The sequence below is a fragment of the Nonomuraea sp. NPDC049152 genome (assembly GCF_040648355.1).
Taxonomy (GTDB): Bacteria; Actinomycetota; Actinomycetes; order Streptosporangiales; family Streptosporangiaceae; genus Nonomuraea.
On record NZ_JBEZDO010000038.1, the window covers coordinates 28713 to 51532 of the forward strand.

The 22820-nt window shown below is 69.2% G+C and carries 27 protein-coding genes and 1 tRNA gene; 17 read left to right on the forward strand and 11 right to left on the reverse strand.

Translation table 11 applies throughout. The features are described from left to right. The first annotated feature begins 26 nt into the window (after positions 1-26). From AB0B45_RS43765 to AB0B45_RS43785, 5 genes are all read left to right on the forward strand, one after another. Positions 27-119, forward strand: a tRNA-Sec gene (locus AB0B45_RS43765). Between the two features lie 33 nt (positions 120-152). Beyond that, positions 153-1424, forward strand: a complete 1272-nt coding sequence (gene selA, locus AB0B45_RS43770) for an L-seryl-tRNA(Sec) selenium transferase (RefSeq protein WP_358143678.1) — start codon at positions 153-155, stop codon at positions 1422-1424. Further along, positions 1424-3283 (forward strand): SelB C-terminal domain-containing protein, encoded by a 1860-nt coding sequence (locus AB0B45_RS43775; protein WP_358143680.1) that lies wholly within the window; start codon positions 1424-1426, stop codon positions 3281-3283. Before selA ends, AB0B45_RS43775 begins: the two co-directional genes overlap by 1 nt. 694 nt (positions 3284-3977) lie before the next feature. Continuing rightward, positions 3978-4319, forward strand: coding sequence for a hypothetical protein (locus AB0B45_RS43780; protein WP_358143682.1), 342 nt, complete (start codon positions 3978-3980; stop codon positions 4317-4319). A 488-nt stretch (positions 4320-4807) separates the two neighbouring features. Further along, a complete protein-coding gene (locus AB0B45_RS43785) occupies positions 4808-5179 on the forward strand; it encodes a hypothetical protein (protein WP_358143684.1) in 372 nt (123 codons plus the stop codon). 117 nt (positions 5180-5296) lie between these two features. On the opposite strand, the gene AB0B45_RS43790 is transcribed toward AB0B45_RS43785, so the two are convergent. The 4 genes from AB0B45_RS43790 to AB0B45_RS43805 all read right to left on the reverse strand — a co-directional run bounded on the left by AB0B45_RS43790 (position 5297) and on the right by AB0B45_RS43805 (position 8619). Next, positions 5297-6046 (reverse strand): C39 family peptidase, encoded by a 750-nt coding sequence (locus AB0B45_RS43790; RefSeq protein ID WP_358143686.1) that lies wholly within the window; start codon positions 6044-6046, stop codon positions 5297-5299. Between the two features lie 190 nt (positions 6047-6236). Beyond that, entirely contained in the window at positions 6237-7049 is an 813-nt protein-coding gene (locus tag AB0B45_RS43795; RefSeq protein WP_358143688.1) for a helix-turn-helix transcriptional regulator, read from the reverse strand. A 175-nt stretch (positions 7050-7224) separates the two neighbouring features. After that, positions 7225-7635: a TIGR03668 family PPOX class F420-dependent oxidoreductase gene (locus tag AB0B45_RS43800; RefSeq protein ID WP_358143690.1), complete on the reverse strand. Its 411-nt coding sequence runs from the start codon at positions 7633-7635 to the stop codon at positions 7225-7227. 36 nt (positions 7636-7671) lie between these two features. Further along, positions 7672-8619, reverse strand: a complete 948-nt coding sequence (locus AB0B45_RS43805) for a DUF3800 domain-containing protein (protein ID WP_358143692.1) — start codon at positions 8617-8619, stop codon at positions 7672-7674. A gap of 158 nt (positions 8620-8777) precedes the next feature. Between AB0B45_RS43805 and AB0B45_RS43810 the strand changes: the two genes are divergently transcribed. From AB0B45_RS43810 to AB0B45_RS43835, 6 genes are all read left to right on the forward strand, one after another. Then, the gene (locus tag AB0B45_RS43810) at positions 8778-9203 is read left to right on the forward strand and encodes a nuclear transport factor 2 family protein (RefSeq protein WP_358143694.1); all 426 of its coding nucleotides are present in this window, start codon (positions 8778-8780) and stop codon (positions 9201-9203) included. Between the two features lie 243 nt (positions 9204-9446). Continuing rightward, positions 9447-10421, forward strand: a complete 975-nt coding sequence (locus tag AB0B45_RS43815; protein ID WP_358143696.1) for an SDR family NAD(P)-dependent oxidoreductase — start codon at positions 9447-9449, stop codon at positions 10419-10421. 4 nt (positions 10422-10425) lie between these two features. Continuing rightward, a complete protein-coding gene (locus AB0B45_RS43820) occupies positions 10426-11202 on the forward strand; it encodes an MBL fold metallo-hydrolase (RefSeq protein WP_358143698.1) in 777 nt (258 codons plus the stop codon). A gap of 72 nt (positions 11203-11274) precedes the next feature. After that, positions 11275-11871, forward strand: a complete 597-nt coding sequence (locus AB0B45_RS43825; protein WP_358143700.1) for a PadR family transcriptional regulator — start codon at positions 11275-11277, stop codon at positions 11869-11871. Positions 11872-11984: 113 nt separating this feature from the next. Further along, a complete protein-coding gene (locus tag AB0B45_RS43830; protein ID WP_358143702.1) occupies positions 11985-12329 on the forward strand; it encodes an SgcJ/EcaC family oxidoreductase in 345 nt (114 codons plus the stop codon). Continuing rightward, the gene (locus tag AB0B45_RS43835) at positions 12326-12613 is read left to right on the forward strand and encodes a hypothetical protein (RefSeq protein WP_358143704.1); all 288 of its coding nucleotides are present in this window, start codon (positions 12326-12328) and stop codon (positions 12611-12613) included. The genes AB0B45_RS43830 and AB0B45_RS43835 overlap by 4 nt, the downstream gene beginning before the upstream one ends. A 43-nt stretch (positions 12614-12656) precedes the next feature. Here AB0B45_RS43835 and AB0B45_RS43840 read toward each other — a convergent pair whose 3' ends face one another. The 3 genes from AB0B45_RS43840 to AB0B45_RS43850 are packed head-to-tail and all read right to left on the reverse strand — an operon-like array spanning position 12657 to position 14933. Further along, entirely contained in the window at positions 12657-13031 is a 375-nt protein-coding gene (locus AB0B45_RS43840) for a Rieske (2Fe-2S) protein (RefSeq protein ID WP_358143706.1), read from the reverse strand. Between the two features lie 10 nt (positions 13032-13041). Further along, the gene (locus AB0B45_RS43845; RefSeq protein WP_358143708.1) at positions 13042-14277 is read right to left on the reverse strand and encodes an ATP-binding protein; all 1236 of its coding nucleotides are present in this window, start codon (positions 14275-14277) and stop codon (positions 13042-13044) included. Then, positions 14274-14933, reverse strand: coding sequence for a response regulator transcription factor (locus tag AB0B45_RS43850; protein ID WP_358143710.1), 660 nt, complete (start codon positions 14931-14933; stop codon positions 14274-14276). The genes AB0B45_RS43845 and AB0B45_RS43850 overlap by 4 nt, the downstream gene beginning before the upstream one ends. A gap of 121 nt (positions 14934-15054) precedes the next feature. On the opposite strand from AB0B45_RS43850, the gene AB0B45_RS43855 reads away from it, so the two are divergent. Next, entirely contained in the window at positions 15055-15552 is a 498-nt protein-coding gene (locus AB0B45_RS43855; protein ID WP_358143712.1) for a hypothetical protein, read from the forward strand. 53 nt (positions 15553-15605) lie between these two features. Here the strand turns inward: AB0B45_RS43855 and AB0B45_RS43860 are convergent, their stop codons facing one another. Then, positions 15606-16658, reverse strand: a complete 1053-nt coding sequence (locus tag AB0B45_RS43860; RefSeq protein ID WP_358143714.1) for a hypothetical protein — start codon at positions 16656-16658, stop codon at positions 15606-15608. A 72-nt stretch (positions 16659-16730) separates the two neighbouring features. Then, complete coding sequence (locus AB0B45_RS43865) at positions 16731-17231, reverse strand: hypothetical protein (protein WP_358143716.1); 501 nt, start codon at positions 17229-17231, stop codon at positions 16731-16733. Between the two features lie 159 nt (positions 17232-17390). Between AB0B45_RS43865 and AB0B45_RS43870 the strand changes: the two genes are divergently transcribed. Continuing rightward, a complete protein-coding gene (locus AB0B45_RS43870) occupies positions 17391-17927 on the forward strand; it encodes a peptidylprolyl isomerase (protein ID WP_358143718.1) in 537 nt (178 codons plus the stop codon). 113 nt (positions 17928-18040) lie between these two features. Further along, positions 18041-18901 carry a rhomboid family intramembrane serine protease gene (locus tag AB0B45_RS43875; RefSeq protein ID WP_358143720.1) on the forward strand — a complete coding sequence of 287 codons (861 nt, stop codon included), beginning with the start codon at positions 18041-18043 and terminating at the stop codon, positions 18899-18901. Positions 18902-18935: 34 nt separating this feature from the next. Here AB0B45_RS43875 and AB0B45_RS43880 read toward each other — a convergent pair whose 3' ends face one another. Then, positions 18936-19181 carry a cell division protein CrgA gene (locus AB0B45_RS43880; protein ID WP_358143722.1) on the reverse strand — a complete coding sequence of 82 codons (246 nt, stop codon included), beginning with the start codon at positions 19179-19181 and terminating at the stop codon, positions 18936-18938. Between the two features lie 131 nt (positions 19182-19312). Here AB0B45_RS43880 and AB0B45_RS43885 point away from each other — a divergent pair, with 131 nt between their 5' ends. The 3 genes from AB0B45_RS43885 to AB0B45_RS43895 are packed head-to-tail and all read left to right on the forward strand — an operon-like array spanning position 19313 to position 20656. Next, positions 19313-19933: a class E sortase gene (locus AB0B45_RS43885; protein WP_358143724.1), complete on the forward strand. Its 621-nt coding sequence runs from the start codon at positions 19313-19315 to the stop codon at positions 19931-19933. Position 19934: 1 nt separating this feature from the next. Then, on the forward strand, positions 19935-20093 hold the full coding sequence (locus tag AB0B45_RS43890) for a hypothetical protein (protein ID WP_358143726.1): 159 nt from the start codon (positions 19935-19937) through the stop codon (positions 20091-20093). After that, positions 20090-20656, forward strand: coding sequence for a gamma-glutamyl-gamma-aminobutyrate hydrolase family protein (locus tag AB0B45_RS43895; protein ID WP_358143728.1), 567 nt, complete (start codon positions 20090-20092; stop codon positions 20654-20656). Before AB0B45_RS43890 ends, AB0B45_RS43895 begins: the two co-directional genes overlap by 4 nt. Positions 20657-20902: 246 nt before the next feature. Here the strand turns inward: AB0B45_RS43895 and pknB are convergent, their stop codons facing one another. Further along, on the reverse strand, positions 20903-22744 hold the full coding sequence (gene pknB, locus AB0B45_RS43900) for a Stk1 family PASTA domain-containing Ser/Thr kinase (RefSeq protein ID WP_358143730.1): 1842 nt from the start codon (positions 22742-22744) through the stop codon (positions 20903-20905). Positions 22745-22820 lie beyond the last annotated feature (76 nt).

Genomic DNA, 22820 nt, shown 5'->3' on the forward strand with positions numbered 1-22820 from the left:
GCTCACCTGCGGGTAGGTTCTGCTTTGGAGGCGTGTGGGCGCCTGGTGGCCCCCGCGGTCTTCAAAACCGACGAGGCCGAGGTCCTCGGCCTGGCGGGTTCGATTCCCGTCCGCCTCCGTTCTATTTTCAAAGGGTGGACCCACGAAGGCGCGTGCCACGCACCGACGCCGTGCTCGCCGATCCTCGGCTGGCCGCGGCGGGTGAGCGGCTGGGCCGGTCGGTCGTCAAGGACGTGGTGGCGCGGGCCCAGCAGCGGGCGCGCATCGGTGAGATCGCCCCCGAGGAGGTCGCGGACGCGGCCGTGGCGGCGCTCCCGCCCCAGGCCGCGAGCCTGCGCGCGGTGATCAACGCGACCGGCGTGCTGGTCCACACCAACCTCGGCCGGGCGCCGCTGTCGCTCGCCGCGGTCGAGGCCATGGCGGCCGCGGCCGGTGCCGCCGACGTGGAGTTCGACCTGGCGACCGGCGCCAGGGCCCGCCGCGGACGGGGCGCGCTGGACGCGCTCGCGCGCGCCGTGCCCGCGGCCGAGGACGTTCACGTCGTCAACAACAACGCCGCCGCGCTCGTCCTGGTGGCCACCGTGCTCGCCGCCGGGCGGGAGATCGTGATCAGCCGCAGCGAGCTGGTGGAGATCGGCGACGGGTTCCGCATCCCCGACCTGCTCGTCTCCACAGGGGCGCGGCTGCGCGAAGTGGGCACCACCAACCGCACCACCTACCACGACTACGCGGCGGCCGTCGGACCGGAGACCGGATGCGTGCTCAAGGTGCACCCGTCGAACTTCCGGGTCGAGGGTTTTACCGGCACCGCCGAGGTGCCGGAGCTGACCGGGCTCGGTGTGCCCGTCGTGGCCGACATCGGTTCCGGACTGCTCACCCGCGAGCCGCTGCTGCCCGCCGAGCCGGACGCGACGACCGTGCTCGAGGCCGGGGCGGATCTCGTGACCGCCAGCGGCGACAAGCTGCTCGGCGGGCCGCAGGCGGGGCTCCTGCTCGGCCGCCGCGACCTGGTCGAACGGTGCAGGCGGCATCCGCTCGCCCGCGCGCTGCGGGTCGACAAGCTGACGCTTGCGGCGCTGGAGGCCACGCTCCGGGGTCCCGCCGTCCCGGTCCGCCAGGCCTTGTACGCCGATCCGGCGACGCTCGGCGACCGGGCCGCGGCGCTCGCCGACAAGCTGGCCGGTGCCGGGGTCGACGCGCGAGCCGTACCGAGCGAGGCCGCTGTGGGTGGCGGGGGAGCGCCCGGCGTCACGCTGCCGAGCGCCGCCGTGAGCCTGCCCGAGCGGCTGGCCGTACCGCTGCGAACCGGCGATCCCCCGGTCGTCGGCCGGCTCGAGGGTGGACGGCTGCTGCTCGACCTGCGCACCGTTCCCGGCGACAGGGACGGCGACGTGGCCCGCGCGATCCTCGAGGTGAGCGGCTGATGCACGTCGTCGCCACGGCGGGTCACGTCGATCACGGCAAGTCCACGCTCGTACGGGCGCTCACCGGGATGGAGCCCGACCGGCTGGCGGAGGAGCGGCGGCGGGGGCTGACGATCGAGCTGGGCTACGCCTGGACGGTTCTGCCCTCGGGGGGGCGCCTCGCCTTCGTGGACGTTCCGGGCCACGAGCGGTTCCTCGGCACGATGCTGGCCGGGGTCGGTCCCGTGCCTGCTGTCATGTTCGTGGTGGCCGCCGACGAGGGCTGGATGCCGCAGTCCGAGGAGCACCTGGTGGCGTTGGAGGCCCTTGGCGTACGGCACTGCCTGCTCGCGGTGACCCGCGCCGACCTCGCCGACCCGGCCCCCGCGATCGACCAGGCCCGGACCCGCCTGTCCGCCGCCGGGCTGGGTGGCGTGGTGCTGCATCCGGCTCGCGCTGCGGCCGGCGGTCCGAATGGGCTGGGTGGCGTCGAGGCGGTGGGGGTGAGCGGGCGTACCGGTCAGGGGCTCGGCGAGCTGCGGGAGGCGCTGGACCGGCTGGTCGCAGGGCTTCCCGCGCCCGATCCGGCGGCGCCGGTCCGGCTGTGGATCGACCGGGTCTTCACCGTGACCGGAAGCGGCACGGTCGTGACCGGGACCCTGCCCGAGGGCACGATCTCGGTCGGCGACGAGCTGGCACTCGGCGGCGAGCCGGTGCGGGTCAGGGCGCTGGAGTCCCTCGGGGAGCCGCTGGCCTCGGTGACCGGTGTCGCCAGGGTGGCGGTGAACCTGCGCGGCCGCGGCCTTCCCGAGCGAGGCAGGGCCCTGGTCACACCCGGCCGATGGGCGTCCACGGACCTGGTCGACGTCCGGATCTCACCTGTCGGAGCCCTCCGGGACTCCGACCACGGACCGGCGGACCGAGGCGACGGCGGCAAGCACGGCGAAGGGGAGCGGCGCCTGCCCAGGCGGCTCACCGCGCACATCGGGTCGGCGGCGGTGGCGTGCGAGGTGCGGCGGCTCGGCGGGCACATCGTACGGCTGCGCCTGGCCCGCCCGCTCCCGCTCCACCTCGGAGACGTCCTGCTGCTGCGGGACCCCGGCCGCGACCGGGCCGAGGTACGGGTGCTGGCCCGGGCCGGCGTGCTCGACGTGCGCCCGCCGGAGCTCGAACGCAGGGGCGCCGCGCGGGCGCACGCCGCGCGGCTGGAGCCGGCCGCGCCGGACGCGGCCTCCGCCCTGCGCACCCATCGGCTGCTGCGCGCGGCCGACCTGACCGCCATGGTCGGGGCACCTGGCGGGCAGCCGGTCTGCGGCGACTGGTACGCGGACCCTGAGCACTGGGCCGAGCTGGCCAGGCGGCTGGCCGAGGTGGCGCTGCGGTACGCGGCGGAGCACCCGCTGGAGCCCGGCATGCCGGTGGAAGCGGCCCGGCACGAGCTCGACCTGCCCGACCGGCGGCTGGTCGGCGCGCTGGTACGGCCCCCGTTCACGGTCGCCGAGGGCCGGATCCTCACCCGGCCTACCGGCCTGCCCGTGCCTGTGGCCCGCGCTGTCGAGCGGCTGAGAGCGGAGCTGTCCGCGCACCCCTTCCAGGCGCCGGAGGCCGGACGGCTGGCCCAGCTGGGGCTGGGCACCAGGGAGCTGGCGGCAGCCGTACGGGCGGGGAGGCTGCTGCGCGTGACCGAAGGCGTCGTGCTGCTGCCCGGCGCGGACGCCAGGGCGGCTGAGCTGCTGAGGCGGCTGCCGCAGCCCTTCACGGTCAGTCAAGCCAGGCGCGCTCTCGACACCAGCCGAAGGGTCGCGGTGCCGCTGCTGGAACACCTCGATCGGAACGGGGTCACCGAACGGATGGACGAGGTCCTTCGCCGCTGCCGTTGACCCACGGTAGGTATTCGCGTTCGCGACAAAGCCGTCACGGTGAAGTGGGCTCTATCATGAGGCTCGTGGCCATCTCTCAAGTAGATCGGCGCTTAACACTCCGCAGGCGGCTCCTGCTCTGGTGTGTGACCAAAAGGCCTGGTTGGCGATATGTGAATGAGCCAGATTTCGGAACCAGCCTCGCTCACCTGTGGAGACGGTCAGGCGAACCCTCGGTACGGCGGCTTCGGAGGACCCGTCATGCGAGGCGAGGCAGCTGGGGACATCGATCGATCACGTGCGTCCTGTCCGGCAGAGTGCTGCCGCCATGGGAATTCGTGGAATGGTTTGTGCTGGCATGCATGGAGACATCGTCCACGCCCGTACAGGTATCTCTCGGCTTCTTGAGGGCCGAGTACTCAGAGATCGAGTCCGGCGTATCGCGCCCCCACTACCGGTTCAATCCCGCGCAAGCACCCGAATGGGTGATGATCGCAGCCGGTTCTGGAATCGCTGGAAATGCCGCCTACGACTTACTGAAAGCGGGTCCGGGAATGCTCCATAGCGTCGCCGGGCGCAGGCGATTGATCTGGGGCGCGACGGGAACGGCCGCCCTCACCGCCGCAGCCCTTCTCCATCCGTGGCAAGACGGCGGCATCGCCGTTTTCCTGACCGCCGCACTCCTTGCCCTCCAGTACATTCACTTCCGCCTGCGATGCGACTCAAGCTCATCGGCGCTTCCAGGCATCTCGGCGAGGCCATGGCCAATTCACGGGATCTCCGGTGCAAGGCCCCGGGGTCGGGCGAGGAAATGGATTATCTGCTCCGGTATCTACGCATGGCCTCCGCGATGCTTCGTCAACTCCTCGCCGAACACATCCCTGACGATCCGAGCTCATTGAGCGCATCGGTCGGCATGTATCTTGACAAGGCGCTCACCTACGCGGATGTGTTATGCGAAAAGCATGCAGATGTCATGCTGACTTCTATCGTGAAAGAGGACCTGCAGGTGAGTCGAAGCGCAGTGAAGGAGGTGGAAACGAACGTACGACAATGACCCCGAGACGTTCGCGACCGGTCATCAGTTTCGTGATCTCTGTGGGGTGCGTCCCGATCGACAGCCGGCTGGAGTCGAGTTCCGGGCTGGTCCTCTCCTGGGGTCCGCGCGTCTCCGCGTGGTCGACCCCGGGTGCCGCCGACGAAAAATCGCTTCTCCGCTCGCGCCGGTTTCAATACACTCGCCACGAACGGCGCGCCGCCACGACATCGCGGCGCGCGCTTTGACGAGGGAGGGGAGCCGGCCGTGCGCTACAGCACTGTTGCGGTCATCCCCTCGTCACGGCACGAGGTGATCCTGGTGTCTTCGTCGGCCCGGTATCGGCTGCGCGGCCGCTACCGGATGTCCCCCTGACGAACACCTGATCCCTGTCCGCCCGGCACTCAGATAGTCGGCCGGGCCTGTCTCGATGCGTTTTGTGCCGCATCGGGCCGTTTCGTCCGGGAATCGCGCTGTCCTGTTCGGATCCTCTCGAAGGGCCATGGGCCGTGCGTGCCAACCCGCACCATCGTCACTCCTCGGAGCCGGCATTCCGTACGGCAGGCCGGCTCGCGCTGCGGGAGGCCCTGCTCGCCTGCCACATGGTGCTGCTGGAGCCGGTGGTGGAGGTCACGGTCACCGTGCCCGACGCCGCCGCCGGCGGGGTGCTGGGCGACCTGGCGGCACGGCGCGGCCGGATCTCGGACACGACCGCGAGGGCGGGCACGGTAATGATCACCGCGATCGTGCCGTTGGCCGAGGTGTTCGGCTACGCCACCCGGCTGCGTAGCCGTACCCAGGGTCGTGGAACCTTCACCACCCGGCCCGCCGGTTACGCCCCGGCGCCGACCGCGACGTCCAACGAGCAGCCGTCCCGGTAGAAGCCGGCGACGGCCCCGTCCACACGGGCGGGGCCGTCGCCGGCCTGGGGCCAGGCGGTTCGCCCCGTCCCGGAGCGCCCGCACGCGACGGACCGGGCCGTCGTCGGGACGGTTACCTCAGAGCTTCGAGACGTAGTACATGTTGCCGCCCGGCTGGAGGATGTCGGCCAGGGTCGCGGCGCTGAGGGTGTGGGTGCCTCCGGTCGGCTTCCACGGGTCGTACACGGTGATCGTGCCCTGGAGCTTGTCGTAGCCGTAGGCGATGATCGCGTGGCCGACGTTGGTGCCCTTGATCTTGCCCTTGTTCCAGGGCAGCTTCTCCATCCACACCGCGATCACCGGCGCCCGGTGCAGGTCGCCGATGTTCTCCGACACCCGCTTCATGAGCATTCCGGGGTTGCCGTCCGCGTCGGTGGGGATCGTGTACTTGTATCCGCGCGACTTCACGTAGGCGTTGATCACCGGTACGGCGTTGACGCCCTTGGTTCCGGACGTCGTGGTCTTCATCTTCTTGGCGAGGGTGGACTGGCTGACGTTGACGCCGAAGCTCGACAGGCTCATCGACGACGACGCGGGCACGCAGTAGTAGTTCGTCTGCTGCCGCTGTCCCGTGAGCGCGAGCTTGTAGCTGCGGGGGGTGAAGATCCCCTTGGTCTCCGCGCTCGCGGTCGGCGACGGTGTGGCAGTCGGTGAGGCGCTCGGGGAGGGCGTGGCGGTCGTGGACGGGGTGGCGCTCGCGCTCGGAGTAGGGGTCGCCAGTGGGGTGGGGGACGCGTAGGCCGGTGTCAGAGCGGTGAACTGCAGGGCGCCCACGGTCGTCAGCATGGTGACGGCGATGCTCCTGGTTCCCGTCTTCCACTTCTTCACTTGATCACTCCACACTTGAACCTGAATGATGACAATGGTCAAGGACCGTAGTTGATTGGCAAAGACTGTGCAATCGGCTGGTCATCTCGTCCAAGCGGGACGGAAGGGGTGAGATCGGCGCCGTCAGTGCAGGCCTCGGCGAGTTCCCCCGCCCAGGCGGAGTCGACGGGGGCATTCAGCGCATGATGCGTCAATCGTCGAAGCGAGTCTCCAGCTCTTCGTAGTCGGCGCTGATGTGCCGCAGGAGTTCTCGCAGGCTGTCGCCGTACACGGCGACGGCGGCGAACACGTCGAAGGCGTCCGCACCCCGGCTGATCGTCACGGGCTCGGCCGGGGTGAGATCACCGGTCAAGCTCTCGACGATGCTCACCACGCCGTCCAGAACGGTGAACCCGTGGGGCGGGAGGCCGGGCGTCACCACTGTCCAGGGGACGATCCCGAGGCTGACGTGCGGAAGCGTGGAGGCCCGCGCGAGCCGTCCGAGTTGCGCCCGCATCAGGGCCGGTGACCCCAGCCAGGTCCGTACGGCTCCCTCGGTGAGGACGAACGAGAAGTGCCGCCCGAACTCGAACAGCAGGCTCTGCGCCTCCATACGGACCGCCATGGCCTCCGCCACGTCGTCCTGGTCGACATCCGGTCCGAGGGTGAGTGCGAGATGCGCGTAATCGGCTGTTTGGAGCAGCGAGGGGACCATCGCCGAGTGGAACACCTGGATCCGCTGAGCCGAGCGGAGCCGAGCCGCGTTCGCCGCTTCCCGTTCGGCCAGACCTCCCTTCAGCCGAGAGGTGTCGTCGCACAGCCGTACGAGCAGGTCGTCCAGCTCGCCGCGCGTGGGCTCGTCGAGCTCCAGCGCCGCCACCAGCAGGTCTACGGTCTCGGGAACGGGAAGGAGCTGCCCGGTCTCGATCCGGGAAATCGTCGGTTGAGCGATCCCCGCCCGCAACGCGAGGTCCTGGTCGGTCAGCCCGGCGTCCTTGCGGAGTCGCTGAAACAGCTCACCCAACGCCCGTAGGCGATCCCGACGATCCTCCACACCCAGCGTTCTATCACCCACGCCCACCCACCTGGGCTCGGATTCGGATCTCTCCAGAATTGTCCTCGTCGGTATCGAGGGTGGCGCTTTGTTCCTGGCGCGGCTCGGGCTTGAGGAGTGTGCCTTTCCGGCGATGGATTCCTCCCTACTGGTAGGACCAGCCGCTCCACCTGTCCACCGTGATCACGACCACCGGGCCCTCGGGCGGGCGGGACCTGTACGGCTCGTAGCGCTCACCCAGTCGTGCGATCCACGTCGCTCTCTCCGAGGGATCCTCGACGATCGCGGCCCTGCCGTCCGCTCGCGCCCACCACAACCGTGACCAGTCCTCGTCGTAGTGGTCGACGAGCAGGCAGACCCGTTCGTTGGCGACGATGTTCCTCAGCCTGCGTAGATCCGGGGTCTTCTTCGGCTTGTGGTCGACGGCGAACGCGATCTGATCGTCCTGGACGGCGAACACGATCGGCACGAGGTGCGGTGTTCCCTGGCTGTCGGCCGTGGCGAGCGTGGCGGTCCGCGCTGCCGCGAATCTCTCTCTGGCGGCGAGCTCCTCCATGACGGCATTCAACCAGCATGGATACGGAAGCACCGGTCAGCCGGTGCCGAGCAGAGACCGGCTCCGAGCCTCTCCCCAGATCGAGGACGCGTCCACGTAGGGGCGGAGGAGCGCGGTCAGTTCCGCGTCGCCTCGGTCGTTGAGCTCGTCCTCCCCGATCTTCCGCGCGGCACCGGCGAGAAGGTCGGCGACCTGAATCCGCGGATCCGACCGCGAGTCGACGAGTCGAAGACCGGCCAGTCCGCCGCCGCGTGACGCGTGAAGCCGGGCGACCCGATCCTCCGTCAGCAACGTCTGTCGATCGTGGACGATCGAGACCGGCCGTCCGCCTTCGCCCCAGTGGACGACGGCCTGGACGATGGCCGGGATCAGCGGGTCCAGCACCGGCATCATCCGCGGATCGTCGAGCAGTCCCGCCCGGAACAGTTCCACGCCCGGCCTGGCCCGCGAGAGCAGCTCCATGATGTCGCCGATGCGCCCTCCCGTGACCCGCAGTCCGTCCACCATGCGGAACGCCTCATCGACGGAGGCCCCGGGCCCGCGCCCGTTCTTGGTGCGCAACAGGTCGTTGAAGGACTCCAGGAAGATGCCCCATCGCTCCTGCCCCAGCGTGTCCGGACCATCGCGATACAGGTCGACGGCCATGTCGCCGTCAGCGCCCTTCATCGCCGCGATCAGGTCGACGACTCTGGTGACGACGAAGAACGCCTTGTCGATGAGATACACGTGCGTGTCGCCGAGAAGCGGCCCCGACGGGCCGAGCATCCACTTCAGAGCCTCCCGATGCTTCGAGCGCCGGATGACATCCGACTTGTACTCCAGCGTCGGAGAAGGCGCCCTGTGCCGTACCTCCTGGATACAGGCCGCGGCCGACTCGATGTCCAGTCGCACGCTGGCGTGAGCGAAGACCTTGGTGTTTCCACCGACGAGCTTCTCTCCCTCCGAGCCGGACTCGTCGCAGGCGATCTCCAACGATGACTCCATGAACGCCAATCTCGCAAAGCGGCGCCGGCGGCTCAAGGGGATTACCGGCGCCGCTGACCAGGTGGGGATGAGATTGTGTGTCTGATTCTCGCCGGTGGGAGGCCCCGCGACTCCCCTACCGTCGCCAGTAGGAGTGGCGTGGGTGAAGGGGGAAGACGATGGGCGATGCCTGGTCGGTGCTGGAGAGGTTCTACGCCGCGGAGGCGGACTACATCGCGGCCGGTGGTCTCGGCAAGGGGGACTACGCGCAGGTCGCCGTCCATCTGGATCCTGACGTCGTGCTGCACCAGGCGCCTGGCATGCCGTTCACCGGCACCGGCAGTTGGCGGGGGCATGACGGCATGGAACGGTTCCTGGCCGTCTTCAGCGACACGTGGACGTCGATGGAGTTCCTGGCGCAGGATCACGTGTCCAACGGTGACACCGTCGCGGTTCGCAGCCGGGTGCGGTTCCGTTCGCGCGCGACAGGCCGGGAGGTCGAGGCTCTGATCGTGCAGTGGATCACCATGCGGGACGGGCGGATCGTCGAGGTGCGGCCGATCTACTGGGATCCGTCCGCGATCGCGGAGGCCTGCGGCTGGTAGGCGCGAACCGCCCTCCAGGGGCGGGCGGGAGCCAGGCAGTCGGCTGGTGGTGGCAAAGGTCGAGGAAGCGCCGTGTGTCTCCGTTGACCCATAGGAGGCGGCTGAATAAATTCCGACCCGTTCTGCGGCCGAGCGAAGCGGTGGAATCGGATGCACTCGATCATTCGTCCAGTTCAGCGGGATCCTGACGCGACGCGACGCACCGCGCCGCCCGAATCACGGGAGGAAGGTCCCGCGCTGGGTGTGGCGCGCTGTTTCGGTGAGCGGCCGGTGCCGTTCGAGGAGCCGGTCGAGGAGAGCCTCGCGCTGGTCGAGCCGTCACCGGGTGAGCTGCTCGCCGCTGCTCGCATGGCCGTCGCCGAAGGAAGCCCGCTGGTCGTCGCCGCGCGTACCGACGCGTACGCGGGGTTCCTCCGCTCGCTGTCGCTCGAGCACCCTGAGCTGGTGGTCGGGTTGGTGATGACCGACGGCACCGTCATGGCGCCAGTCAGTCCAGAGCCCGGCTACCACGAGCTGGCCGTCGACGAGTGGGGCGGGCTGTGGCGTCGGGAGAGCGTGCCGTTGGAACTGCCCGAAGGGGAGATTCCACTCGGGCCCGATGACGTGGTGCTGGTCAGCGGGGGCGGTAAGGGGTTCGGGCACGCGTGCGCGAAGGCGCTCGCCGAAGCGACGGGAGCCAGGCTCGCTCTCCTCGGGCGCTCCGAACCTGATGACGATCCGGCCCTGGCCGCCGATCTCGCCGCTCTCGCGACGGACTACGCCTACGAGCCCGCCGATCTCGGTGACTCCGTAGCGGTGGCGCATGCCGTACGGGCGCTGGAAGAGCGGCTCGGCCGGGTGACGGCGATCGTGCACGCCGGAGGGGTGCGCAGGCCCGCCCGGTTCTCCGAGCTGACGGACGGGGAGATCGTGCTGCACGTCGCGCCGAGGGTCGGGGGGCTCGAGGCGCTGCTGGCCGTGGTGGAGCCGCCGCGGCTGGTGGTGACGTTCGGTTCGGTGATCGGCAGGTACGGCCGGGCGGGCGCGTCGCACATCGCCCTCGCCGACGGGCTCATGCGGGAGCGGGCGCGCAACGCGAGGAGCCGGGTGACGCGGGTGCTCGCCATCGAGTGGGGGAGTGAGGGCACGTGCGACCAGTTCCTTCGCCTGCTGGCCGTACCCGATCTCTCCGGGACTGTCGCCGTCCGTACCGATGGCGATCCGTATCCGCGAAAATGAGGGCATGAACGAGCAGTGGCAGGAGATCGGCGATCGAGTGTTCGTCCGTCGGCACGAGTCCTACGACCTGAACGTGGGTCTTGTCGTCGGTGACGGTCAGTGTCTGGTTCTCGATACGCGGGAGTCCCACCCGAAGGCCGCCGACCTCGTCGAGGCCATCAGGAGGATCACTGCTGACCCCTGGGTCGTCGTCAACAGCCACGCCCATTTCGATCACTACTTCGGGAACGCGTTGTTCGTGCCCGCCGAGTTCTGGGCCCACAAGAGGGCCGCCGAGGAGATCAAGAGGGACGGCGAGGCGACCAGGGACAGGGTCGCCGCCTCCAGGGAGCCCGAGGCCGCGGACGTGGAGATCGTGGTGCCCGACCACACGTTCACCGACCGGGCGACGCTGGACATCGGCGGCAGGCCGGTGCACCTGCGCTACTTCGGCAGGGGGCACACCGACAACGACATCATCGCGCACGTGCCCGACGCTGGTGTGATCTTCGCCGGGGACCTGGTGGAGGAGGGGGCGCCGCCGGCGTTCGACGACGGCTACCCGCTCGACTGGCCGGGCACGTTGTCGGCGATGCTGGCCGAGCTGGGGGAGCCGGTGATCGTGCCGGGGCACGGCGCGGTGGTGGACCGCGCGTTCGTCACCGCCCAGATGAACGACCTGGCCGTCACCGCGGATCTGGCCCGTCGCGCGCATGTCGAGGGGCTGCGTGACCTGGTCTCGCAGATCCCCTATCCGCAGGCGATCGAGCGGGCGTTCCTGCAGCTCGACAACGGCGGGTGAGTCGACCACTACCTGGAAGCCATATCCCATGCCTCCTCCTATAGTGCATAATGCAATATAGGAGGAAGCATCATGGCGAGACGCCACGACTTGGTCGGACTGACCGTGCTGGCCATGCTCTCGGTGCGCGCCGGCCACCCCTACGAGCTCCACCGCTTCATCGTCGACACGCACAAGGACTACGTGACGGGGCTGCCCCGCAGCCTCTACCACGCGGTCGAACGGCTGGCGAAGGAGGAGCTGATCGTGCCGGTCGAGACCACGCGTGAGGGCCGCAGGCCGGAGCGCACGGTCTACGAGATCACCGAGGAGGGCCGTGCGGAGCTCTCGGTACGGCTGCGCAGGCTCCTGGAGCAACCGGAGGCGGACCGGCGGGCCTTCACGGCCGCGATCTCGCTGATCGGCTGCCTGCCCTCGTCCCAGGCGAAGATGGCGCTGCGCACGCGGGCGGCCAGTCTCGAAGGGGGCATCGCCGGGCTGGCGAGCCATCGGAAGGCGCTGGTCGACAGCGGGCTGCCCGAGGTGCTCACGCTGGAACTGGAGTGCGCGCAGGCGCTTCAGGAGGCGGAGCTCGCCTGGGTGAAGGATCTGATCGGCAGGATCGACGAGGGGCGGCTCGACTGGCCGGGCTCGGTCAGGAGCGCCCTCCTCGAGCAGGTGCTCGACTGACAGAAGAGGCCGCCGAGGTGCGCCAACACCTCGACGGCCGACAAACCCGAACACGGCGCCTGCCCTGTCCAGGATTCGCAGTCTCCAGGATAGGCGCCAGAGATGGAGACCCCATGAACCACCTGCTCCAGCGGCTGGCCGAAGCGTGGAACGCGGGTGACGCCGCCGCCTACGCCGACCTGTTCACCGAGGACGCCGACTACATCACCTATTTCGGCCTCCACCTCCGCGGCAGGGAAGCCATCGAGGCGACGCACAGGAAGCTGTTCGAACTCCCCATCAAGATCGACATGGGCGTGGGGGAGCCCCAGGTCAAGGAACTGGCCCCCACCGTACGGCAGGCGATCGTCCAGGGCGGATCCAACGGGCGCGCCTCGGTCGTCTCCTTCACCGCCGTCGAGACCGGCGAAGGCTGGCGTTTCGCGTTCTTCCAGAACACGAGGGTGACCAAGCCGTGAAGAAGCTCATCACCGAGGAGTCGGGCGTGGTCGAGGCGCCGGTCGCACACGTCGAGCGCGAGCTCAGGAAGGCGCTCGGCGGCGAACTGGCCCACCAGGGCGGCTGGTGGTACAGAGGCGAGTGGTCCGTGGCGCCCCATCCCAGGGGTTCGCTGGTCGTCCACCGCGTCTTCAACGTCGCCGACCGGTTGCGCTGGGCCGTACCGCTGGCCAACAGGTTCTTCATCGGCTTCGACGAGGCCACGAGGGAGGCCTTCCGTCAGATGACGGCGAAACTCTCCTGAAGGTCGCGGGGCGGGCCCCTGGCCCGCCCCACGACCCAGGGGGTCAGACCAGGCTGATCACACCCTTGGACACCTTGATCGTCTTGCGTGCGAGCGGGCGCTTGGCGGGCCCGCGGACCACCGCGCCCGTCGAGATGCTGAACTTGCTGCCGTGGCAGGGACAGTTGATCGTCCCGCCGCTGACGTTGGCCACCGCGCAACCCCGGTGGGTGCAGATGGCGCTGAAGGCTCTGAACTTGCCCTTGGACGGTTGCGTCACCACGTACTTGCCCTTGAGGATCCTCCCGCCGCCGACCGGGATGCTCCTGGTCTTGCTCAGGACGGGACCCGCCGCCGCCTCGGCCGGTGTCGTCCACAGGAACAGCGCCCCCGTGCCCGCCGCTCCGCCTCTGATGATCAGTGCCCGACGTGTGATCATTCGTGCCTCCTCACAGAGGTTTCACGTACGCCAGGCTCATCCGGTTCATCGGGAATCTCGCGACGAACCCCCCGTCTCGTACGGCAAGCGTCCCGCCGTGCAGCGTCGCGATGTCCCTGGCGATCGGCAGGCCGAGCCCGACCCCGCCGCCGTCCCTTGCCCTGGCCTCGTCCAGCCTGGTGAAGCGGTCGAACACCGCCTCCCTGTGCTCGGGCGGGATCCCGGGGCCGTCGTCGAGCACCTCGAGGACCGCCTCGCCGTCCTTCTCGTGCACTCGGACCTCCACGGCCGTCGCCGCGTGCCGTACGGCGTTGTCCACGAGGTTGGTGACCAGCCGGGAGAGGTGCCCGCGGGAGCCGTTGATGACCACGTCGGGGCTGATGTCCAGGGTGACGGCGGTTCCGGGGCGGACGCTCTCCTCGGCGACGACCTGGCCGAGGTCGATCTCTGCCGCCTTGAGCGGCTCGCCCGCGTCCAGCCTGGCAAGCAGCAGGAGGTCGCCGGACAGCCGCTGGAGCCGGTCGACGTCGGCCAGCGCCTCGGTCGACAGGTCGGTGGGCTCGGCCAGCTCCAGCCGCGCGCGGAGCGTCGCGATCGGGCTGCGCAGCTCGTGCGCGGCGTCGGCGACGAACTGCTTGTGCCGCTCGACCGCCGTCTCCAGCCGGTCGAGCGTGCCGTTCACGGTGGTGGCGAGCCCGGCGATCTCATCGCCGGACTCGGGGACCGGCACCCGCTGGTGCAGGTCGCGGGCGGTGATGTCGGCGACCTTCGCCCTGATCGCCGCCACGGGCGCCAGTGCTCTGCCGACGGAGAACCACGTCATTCCCGCCACCACCAACAGCAGGAGCGGCACGCCGGGCAGCAGCAGTCCGTTCAGGGTCTGCAGCGCCTGCTCCGCGCCGGCCAGCGAGGCACGGCCCCGGATGGTCACGGGGCCGGCTTCGGTGGCCACGGCCATGGTGGCGACGGCGAAGTCATCTCTCGTCGTCTCCCACGGGACGGTCTCCGCCATGGTGGTGCTGATCTGCACGTCGGGGTCGGCGGTGTACTGGAGCCGCTCGGCCGGCTTCGCCTCGACGGCCAGCGGCACGACGGAGATGGCCTTCCTGGCCGCTTCCGCGTTGGCGCTGGCCTCCAGGCTGCCCTTCAGCGAGGCGACCAGGACGGCCGTGGCGATGCCGAGCGCGACGGCGACGACGACGGTCGCCGCGATCGTGGCGCGCAGCCGTACGGACGAGAGGTTCACGCCGCCTCCAACCGGTAGCCCGCGCCCCTGACGGTCTCGATCACGCCTGGGCCGATCTTGCGGCGCAGCGCGCTGACGTAGACCTCGACGATGTTGGGGTCGCCTTCGTAGCTGAAGTCCCATGCCTGGGCGAGCAGGTCGCTCTTGGAGACCACCTCGCCCGCCCTGCGCGCCAGGCCGTGCAGCACGGCGAACTCCTTGGGGGTGAGCGCGATCTCGACGCCTGCCCTGCGGCAGCGCATGCCCGCGGGGTCGACGATCAGGTCTCCCACCGTGATCGACACCGGCCGCTCCTTGCCGCCGCGTCTGACCAGGGCGCGCAGCCTGGCCACCAGGACGACGTAGGAGAACGGCTTGGCGAGGTAGTCGTCCGCGCCGGTGTCGAGCGCCTCGGCCTCGTCGTAGACGCCGTCCTTCGCGGTGAGCATCATGATCGGCGTCCAGTTGCCCGCCTCACGGAGTTTCGCGCAGAGCGCGTACCCGTTCAGCCTGGGCAGCATGACGTCCAGGACGATCGCGTCGTAGTCGTTCTCCGAGGCCATCCACAGGCCGTCGCGGCCGTCGTAGGCGACGTCGACCGCGAAGCCCTCACCGGCCAGGCCGCCCTTGACCAGGTCGGCCAGTCTCTTCTCGTCCTCGACCAGTAGTACTCGCACGGTGTTCAGAGTGCCTGACGCGACCTAAAGCCAACCTGAAGATCATTTCGGCTGCCTTCAGTGTGCCTTCAGGTTCGGTGGACGAAGCTGCGGTCGTTCCGTTCAACCGAAGGAGATGGAAGTGTTCAAGCGACGTATCGCCGCAATCGTTGCCGTGGGTGCCGTGCTGTTGACCGGAGGCCTCGCCGGATCGGCCAACGCCTCCTCGGACGAGCCGCCCGCCAAGGGCACCTGCGTGACGAGCGACGGCAAGACCTTCGAGTTCACCGAGGCGGTTCGCGCGGTCAGGCTGGAGCCGGGCAAGGGGGGCGAGGCCTCCCTCCTCGCCGACGCCCCGGGCGCGCCGGGCACCGAGCACGCCGCCAGGATCCAGGTGGAGGCGCAGCCCGCGGACGACGAGAGCGTGCCCGAAGGCGCCGTGGCGATCGAGCGCTGGGGCAAGTCCGTCGAGGCCACCGAGGCCGTTCCCGCGACCCCCGCCCCCGGGGTCGAGGCCGGCGAGGTCAAGGGCCGCGTGATCAAGGCCACGGAGATCAAGGACGGCGACGTCTCGATCGCCACCACCGCCCCCGACGGCGACGTCACCAAGGCCATCACCATCACCTGCACCGCCAAGTGACCAGGTGAGCCCGGTCCCGCCGCACCGGTCATGGGGGTCCGGTACGGCTGGGCTCAGGTGAAGGACGGGTGCGGGCCCAGCGCCCAGTACTCGAAGAGCCCGTGGCCGACCTGCCCGTCGTACTCGAAGCGCCCGACCGCGTCCACCATGCCCCACATGCGGCCGGCGTCCTCGGGCAGCGTGTAGGTCACCCCCTGTACCACGGGCTCGCTCCCCTGGTACATGCCGTGCTTCCAGTCGGGCTCCAGGCCGTACCCCGTGCCGACCATGAGGTGGACCGGCAGGATCGGCGTGCACCGCACCTCGATCTTGTCGAAGGTGATCGTCGCCTCCACCACGTCGCGGGTGCCGGGGGCGTAGACGGGGTGGTAGCCGGGTCGGCCGAGATACTCCTCCTCGCGGCCGTCCGACCACACTCTCACGGCTTCCTCCAGCACCCTGCGGCCCTTGTCGTCCTCCTGGATGATGCAGAGGATCGCGTGGTCGTCGAACTGCATGGGGGCGTAGAGCCAGTAGAAGGTGCCTGGGTTCTTGACCTGGATGCCGGGCGGCTCGGGCTCGCCCACGGGCCTGATGCCCCACGAACGGTCTCTGGTGCCCTGCCATCCGTCGACGGGGATCTCGTCGTCGCCGACCATGATGGTGCCCGACCAGCGGCCGGTCTGTGCCAGCCGTACCGAATCGAAGACGACCCGCTCCTGCCAGCGCACGAAGTGGCGCGGTTCGAGCGTGGCCGGGATCGTGCCCGTCCACGTGAGGTCGAAGGCCAGGCCATGCTCGTTCGGCTCCAGGATCACCCTGAGCCGTTTGAGTCCTTCGATGACCTCGATCCTGAACGGGCCGACCGTGGTGTCCATGCGGTCGGGGCCGAGCTCGCGGGAGGCCCTGACCACCCGGTGCAGGTTCGTACGGCGGGCACAGGCGAAGGCGTCGGTGACGCCGAGGTTGGGGTACTGCCCGAGGCCGACGATGAGCATGAGCTCGTCGGAGCCCGGATGGCAGTTGAAGTAATAGCGATCGTAGAAATTGCGATCGGAGGTCGCGACGTGGCGCATGACCTGAGGGGCCTGGTGAATGGGAAAGTCGTCCAGCGGTGACAGGCTCATGCGCTTCGTTGTAGCAAGCGCTTGGTTATAGGTCAACGCGGCCGTGCGTGTGGCACGGCCGCGTCACACCCGTCAGGACATCTTTCGCGTGGCCTCGTCGACCTTGTCGGCCGCCTTGTCCGCGTTGGACGACACGCTGTCGGCCGTCCGGTCCGCACGTTCACTGACCCAGCGAGAGGCGTCAGTGGCGGAGTCCTTCATGTGGTCCGTCCACTGCTGAGCGTTGCGACGGTAGAACGCGTAGCCCGCCGCGCCCAGCGCCATCCCGGTCAGCAGGACCATGACCGGCCACCGGCGAGACCTCGCCGGCGTCGGGTCGATCCTGCTGGCCGCCTGGCTCAGCATCGAACTGACCCTCGGGGCGAGTTGATCCTCGACCCGATGGGCGGCATCCTCTAGCTTGGGTGCAGCCCAGTAACGCGCATTTTCGATCCGATTAGCGGCGACCACCTTGGCCTGGTCCGCCATCGGGACGAGCCGATCACCGGCTCGCATAGCCTGGACCTTCATTCGGCCCATCCACGTCGCGGGAATCTCGACTACGACGTGGCGCTTTCTGAGTGTCAGGGACACGACAACCTCCCCAGTCGTTGGGGCCCCGCAGCGTGACCTTCCCGGTACAAGGCGGCTCAATCATGACGAGCCGTGGGAGGATGCTTGGACGGCCCCACCGGCCGTGACGTCCAAACCATCACAGAACAAACCCTGTGCATAGAGGGGGGCAGCTGTCTCGTGGCTGAGAAGCTGATCGCAAACCTGCAGACCAACCGCGGTCTTATCAAGATCGAACTCTTCCCGAACAAGGCGCCGAAGACGGTTCGCAACTTCGTGGAGCTCGCCGAGGGCACCAAGGAGTGGACGCACCCCGGCACCGGCGAGAAGAGCACGGGCCGTTACTACGACGGCACGATCTTCCACCGCGTCATCGACGGATTCATGATCCAGGGCGGTGACCCGCTCGGCCAGGGCATCGGAGGCCCCGGCTACGAGTTCGACGACGAGATCCACCCGGAGCTCGTCTTCAACAAGCCGTACCTGCTGGCCATGGCCAACGCCGGTGTCCGCTTCGGCAAGGGCACCAACGGCTCGCAGTTCTTCATCACCGTGGTGCCGACCCCACACCTCAACCGCAAGCACTCCATCTTCGGCGAGGTCATCGAGGGGCAGGACATCGTCGACGCGATCGCCAAGACGCAGACCGACCGTCGCGACCGTCCCGCCGACGACGTCGTCCTTGAGTCGGTCACGATCGAGCGCGTCGAGGGCTGACGCGCGGGCTGGGGTACTCAGCTCACAAGGAACGTGAGGTTGCCGTCCCCGACGGTCCAGCGCGCGCGTTCCCGATGAGTAGGCTGGCGGTCAGTGGACGAGAAAGGCCCTTCATGACCAGCCAGCCGCCCAGCCCCCAGGAGACCGTGCCCACGTGCTACCGCCATCCTGGGCGGGAGACGTGGGTGCGCTGTCAGCGCTGCGAACGGCCCATCTGCCCCGACTGCATGCGGGACGCCGCGGTCGGCTTCCAGTGCCCCGAGTGCGTGGCAGAGGGCAACAGGACCGTACGGCAGGCGCGGTCGGTCTTCGGCGGCTCGGTCGTCGCCACGCCGTACGTCACCTACACGATCCTCGGCCTCATCGCCCTGGCGTTCGTCGGCCAGCTCCTCACCGACGACAGGCTCGGCGCCGCCCTCGCGATGAACACGGTCTACGTGGCCGCCGAGGGTGAGTACTACCGGATGATCACCAGTGCCTTCGTGCACTCCACAGGCCTGATCTTCCACGTGCTGTTCAACGCATGGGCGATCTATGCGATCGCGCCCTACCTGGAGCGCGCGTTCGGGCACATCAGGTTCGCCGCGCTCTATCTGCTCAGCGCGCTGGGCGGCTCGGTCATGAGCTTCTGGTTCGACGACTTCAGGGTGGCGACCGTGGGCGCTTCCGGCGCGGTCTTCGGCCTGTTCGCGGCGATCTTCATCGTGGGCCGCAAGCTCAAGCTCGACGTGCGCGGGATCGCGACCGTCATCATCCTCAACCTGGTGATCACCTTCGTGGTGCCAGCGGTCACGGGGCTCGGCATCAGCTGGACCGCCCACGTGGGCGGCCTGCTCACCGGCGCGGTGCTGGCGGGCGCACTCGTCTACGCCCCCAGGAACAACCGCGCCCTGTATCAGGCGTTGGCGCTCCTGGGGGGTTTCGCGATCCTCGCCGTCCTGACGATCGTGCGAGCGACCTCACTGCTCTCCTGACTTTCCCCAGGCTGTGGAAAACCTGTGGAAAGTACTAACGCCAGCGGGTGGAAAGCACCACACCGAAGATAATGAAAACGAACCCGACCAGCAGGTTCCAGTTGGAGAGCGACCCGATCAGGGGCGCTTGGGGAGCCACGTAGTAGATCGCGATCCACAGGATCCCGATGATCCACGACACGACCATGGTCGGCGCCAGCCATCGCGGGCTGATCTTGACCTCTTGCGACTTCTGGGGCGGCGTGTAGACCGCCTTCTTGCGAGTCTTCGGCTTGGGCACGGGATAACTCCTGCTGGCGGCCGGGGGCCATCCGGATAGTCCCCAGGCTCTCTGGTCTGCCCAGGATAGTCGCCACGCGCGGAACATGGCGATCCCTGGCATCCGCCGCGCGTCTGCATACCCTCGTCAACGTGAAGGCACTGCTGCGGACCATCGGAGAGCTGAGCATCACGGCGGGCCTGGCCATGCTGCTCTTCTGCGCCTACCTGCTGTGGGGCACCGGCGCCTACACCCAGCGCCAGCAGCTGCTGCTCCAGCGGCAGCTCGCGGAGGAACAGGGCGACGCCGCCGCCCGGCTCGACAGGATCGCCCTCGGGAACGCCGTGGCCATGCTGCGCATCCCCAGGCTCGGCGACGAGTACCGGTACGCCGTGGTCGAGGGCGTCGACGCCGAACACCTCAAGAAGGGGCCCGGCCACTACCCCGGCTCCGCGATGCCGGGCAAGGTCGGCAACTTCGTCCTGTCGGGCCACCGCACCACCTACGCGGCGCCGTTCAACCGCATCGACGAGCTGCGGCGCGACGACGAGATCATCGTGGACGCCCGCGAGGCCCGCTACACCTACCGGGTCATCTCGCAGGACGTCGTGGAGCCCGACGAGGTCGACATCCTCGCCCCCGTGCCGGGAAAACCCGACATCAGCGCCATCAGGGCGATGATCACACTGACGACCTGCCACCCCGAGTACTCCGCCGCCCAGCGGCTCATCGTGTACGGCGTGCTCAAGTCCACCGAGCCGAGAAAGGTCTGACATGTACGGCTGGATCTGGCGGCACCTGCCCGGCGGCCTCGGGAGGCGCCTCGTGACCGCCCTCGTCCTGATCGCCTTGGCGGGAGCCGTACTCTGGTATGTCGTCTTTCCCCTTCTCGAGCCCGCAGTGACGCTGGATGAGGTGACCGTCCGCAAATGATCCTGGTGGTCGACAACCACGACAGCTTCGTCCACACCATCGTGCAGTACCTGCGCTCTCTGGGCGCCGCCTGCGAGGTGCGGCCGCGCGACGTGGTGCGCGTGGAGGACGCCGACGGCTTCGCCGGCGTCCTGGTCAGCCCCGGGCCAGGGACGCCCGAGGCCGCGGGGGTGAGCGTCCCACTGGTCCTGCACGCCGCCGCCACGGACAAGCCGCTGCTCGGCGTGTGCCTCGGCCACCAGGCGATCGGGGTGGCGTTCGGCGCGGTCGTGTCCAGGGCGCCCGAACTCATGCACGGACGCACGAGCGCCATCACGCACGACGGCAGAGGGGTGTTCGCGTCACTGCCCTCGCCCGTGACGATGACGCGCTACCACTCGCTCGCCGTACGGCCGGAGACGGTGCCCGACGTGCTGGAGGTGAGCGCGCGGACCGACGACGGGACCATCATGGGGCTCAGACACCGCACCGCGCCCATCGAGGGGGTGCAGTTCCACCCCGAATCGGTGCTGTCGGAGCACGGGCACCGGCTGCTGGCCAACTGGCTGTCGTCGATCGTGTAACACCACGCCGCCGCCGAACGACTTACGAATGAACGTCCCCGCCGTTGCCCCCGAGCGGCGGGGACGTTTCCATGTCTTCCCGTGGTGAGCGTCCCCGGCGTTCGGTCTGCCCCCGAGCGGCGGGGACGTTTCCATGTCTTCCCGTGGTGAGCGTCCCCGGCGTTCGGTCTGCCCCCGCGTAACCGAGAAGTGCTGGAAAAGGGACGGCCCCCTCGCCCGGGAGTTCGGGGAGGGGGCCGTTCTGGGTCATGGGCCGAGGTCTGGCGGCTCGCCCGTGTCGCCCGGGTCCTCGGTCGACGGGTCGGTCGGGATGTCCGTCGGCTGATCGCTCGGCGGGAACGACGGCTGCTCGGTCGGCTGCTGCTCGGGCCCCGTCGAGACCACGATCGTGACTGTCGTCTTCTGGTTCTGGGGGCTGTTCGCCTCAGGGCTCTGCGTGATGACCGTGCCGGCAGGCTGGTCGCTCGGCTGGGACACCACCTTCACCCGGAAGCCCTCGGCCTTCAGCTCCTGCTCGGCGTCCTCCTGCGTCTTGCCGACCACGCCGGGCACCGGCACCTGCGCCTTGGGCACGTACAGCTTGACCGAGTAGCCCTCCGGGACCTCCGTCCCGGCCTTGGGCTTGGTGTCGAAGACCTTGTCCTGCTCCCTGGAGGAGACCGTCGGCGTGATCACGCCCTCCAGCCCCGCCTCCGTCAGCTTGGCCCTCGCCTCTTCCGGCGAGGCGCCGATCAGGCCGTCGGGCACCTTGACCTTCACCGGGCCTGTGGACACGTTGAGCGTGATGGTGGCGCCCACGTCCACCTTGGCGCCGACGCCCGGTTCGGAGCTGATGACCACGCCCTTCTTGACTTCGGGGTCGGCCACCTCTTTCACCGTGGACTTCAGCTTGAGCTGGGCGAGCGCGGCCTCGGCGTCCTCTCGGGACTGCGTGGCCAGGGGCGGCACGGTGATCTGCGCCGCCGCGGTGTTGCCTCCTGAGGCCAGGAACTTGTAGCCGACGAAGACGAACGCGCCGACGATCAGCAACGGGATCAGGATCCAGGCCGCGGTCTTCAGCGCGGTGTTGCCGCCGCCACCGCCCGCGCGTCGCCTGCCGCCGCGGGTGGGCTCGCCGCCGTCGCCGTACTCGTAGGGCGGGATCGCCCCGGTGCGCTGCGTGGCCGGGCCCGCGCCCTGGGTGGCGGCCATCGTCCGGGTGCCGGCGCCGTAGTTGCCGGCCATGGTCATCGTCTGCGCCTCGACCGGCATGCCGGTCATCGCGCGCTGGATGTCGGCCCGCATCTCGCCCGCGCCCTGGTAGCGATGGGCGGGGTCCTTGGCCATCGCCTTGAGCACGATCGCGTCGGCCCACTGGGGGATCTCGGGGTCGATCTGCGACGGCGGGATGGGCTCCTCGCGCACGTGCTGGTAGGCGATCGCGACAGGGGAGTCGCCGGTGAACGGCGGCTGACCCGTCAGCAGCTCGTACAGCACGCAGCCGGTGGAGTAGATGTCGCTGCGGGCGTCGACCCGCTCGCCCCTCGCCTGCTCGGGCGAGAGGTACTGCGCGGTCCCTATCACCTGCGCGGTCTGCGTCATCGTGGCGGCCGAGTCGGCCATCGCGCGGGCGATGCCGAAGTCCATGACCTTGACGTCACCGTTGCGGGTGATCATCACGTTGGCCGGCTTGATGTCGCGGTGCACGATGCCGCCGCGGTGGCTGTAGTCCAGCGCCCGCAGGATGCCGTCGACCAGCTCGACCGCGCGCTCGGGCAGCAGCCGCCTGTCGGCCCGCAGCAGGTCGCGCAGCGTGCGACCGTCGACGTACTCCATCACGATGTACGGCACGGGCGCGCCGTCGGTGACGTCCTCGCCGGTGTCGTAGACCGCGACGACGGCCGGGTGGTTCAGCGACGCCGCGGACTGGGCCTCGCGCCGAAAACGGGCCTGGAAGGTGTGGTCACGCGCGAGGTCGGCCCGAAGCGTCTTGATCGCGACGATGCGGTCCAGTCGGATGTCTCGTGCGCGATACACCTCGGCCATGCCGCCACGCCCGACGACACCGTCGAGCTCGTAGCGACCTCCGAGTAGCCGAGGCTGAGTCATTTCCTGCACTGTCCCTTACCGTTCATCTTGGGTACCGGCCGGCTCGCGGGCCGCCAGTGTCCATCATCGACCCCGC

Excerpts from the sequence above, each read along its gene's own strand:
- AB0B45_RS43820 (WP_358143698.1), top strand. The coding sequence starts at position 10,426 with ATGAACGAGCAGTGGCAGGAGATCGGCGATCGAGTGTTCGTCCGTCGG.
- AB0B45_RS43800 (WP_358143690.1), bottom strand. The coding sequence starts at position 7,635 with ATGGAGGAGCTCGCCGCCAGAGAGAGATTCGCGGCAGCGCGGACCGCC.
- AB0B45_RS43775 (WP_358143680.1), top strand. The coding sequence starts at position 1,424 with ATGCACGTCGTCGCCACGGCGGGTCACGTCGATCACGGCAAGTCCACG.
- AB0B45_RS43875 (WP_358143720.1), top strand. The coding sequence starts at position 18,041 with ATGACCAGCCAGCCGCCCAGCCCCCAGGAGACCGTGCCCACGTGCTAC.
- AB0B45_RS43810 (WP_358143694.1), top strand. The coding sequence starts at position 8,778 with ATGGGCGATGCCTGGTCGGTGCTGGAGAGGTTCTACGCCGCGGAGGCG.
- AB0B45_RS43830 (WP_358143702.1), top strand. The coding sequence starts at position 11,985 with ATGAACCACCTGCTCCAGCGGCTGGCCGAAGCGTGGAACGCGGGTGAC.
- AB0B45_RS43895 (WP_358143728.1), top strand. The coding sequence starts at position 20,090 with ATGATCCTGGTGGTCGACAACCACGACAGCTTCGTCCACACCATCGTG.
- AB0B45_RS43840 (WP_358143706.1), bottom strand. The coding sequence starts at position 13,031 with ATGATCACACGTCGGGCACTGATCATCAGAGGCGGAGCGGCGGGCACG.
- AB0B45_RS43805 (WP_358143692.1), bottom strand. The coding sequence starts at position 8,619 with ATGGAGTCATCGTTGGAGATCGCCTGCGACGAGTCCGGCTCGGAGGGA.
- AB0B45_RS43890 (WP_358143726.1), top strand. The coding sequence starts at position 19,935 with ATGTACGGCTGGATCTGGCGGCACCTGCCCGGCGGCCTCGGGAGGCGC.
- AB0B45_RS43825 (WP_358143700.1), top strand. The coding sequence starts at position 11,275 with ATGGCGAGACGCCACGACTTGGTCGGACTGACCGTGCTGGCCATGCTC.
- AB0B45_RS43860 (WP_358143714.1), bottom strand. The coding sequence starts at position 16,658 with ATGAGCCTGTCACCGCTGGACGACTTTCCCATTCACCAGGCCCCTCAG.
- pknB (WP_358143730.1), bottom strand. The coding sequence starts at position 22,744 with ATGACTCAGCCTCGGCTACTCGGAGGTCGCTACGAGCTCGACGGTGTC.
- AB0B45_RS43780 (WP_358143682.1), top strand. The coding sequence starts at position 3,978 with ATGCGACTCAAGCTCATCGGCGCTTCCAGGCATCTCGGCGAGGCCATG.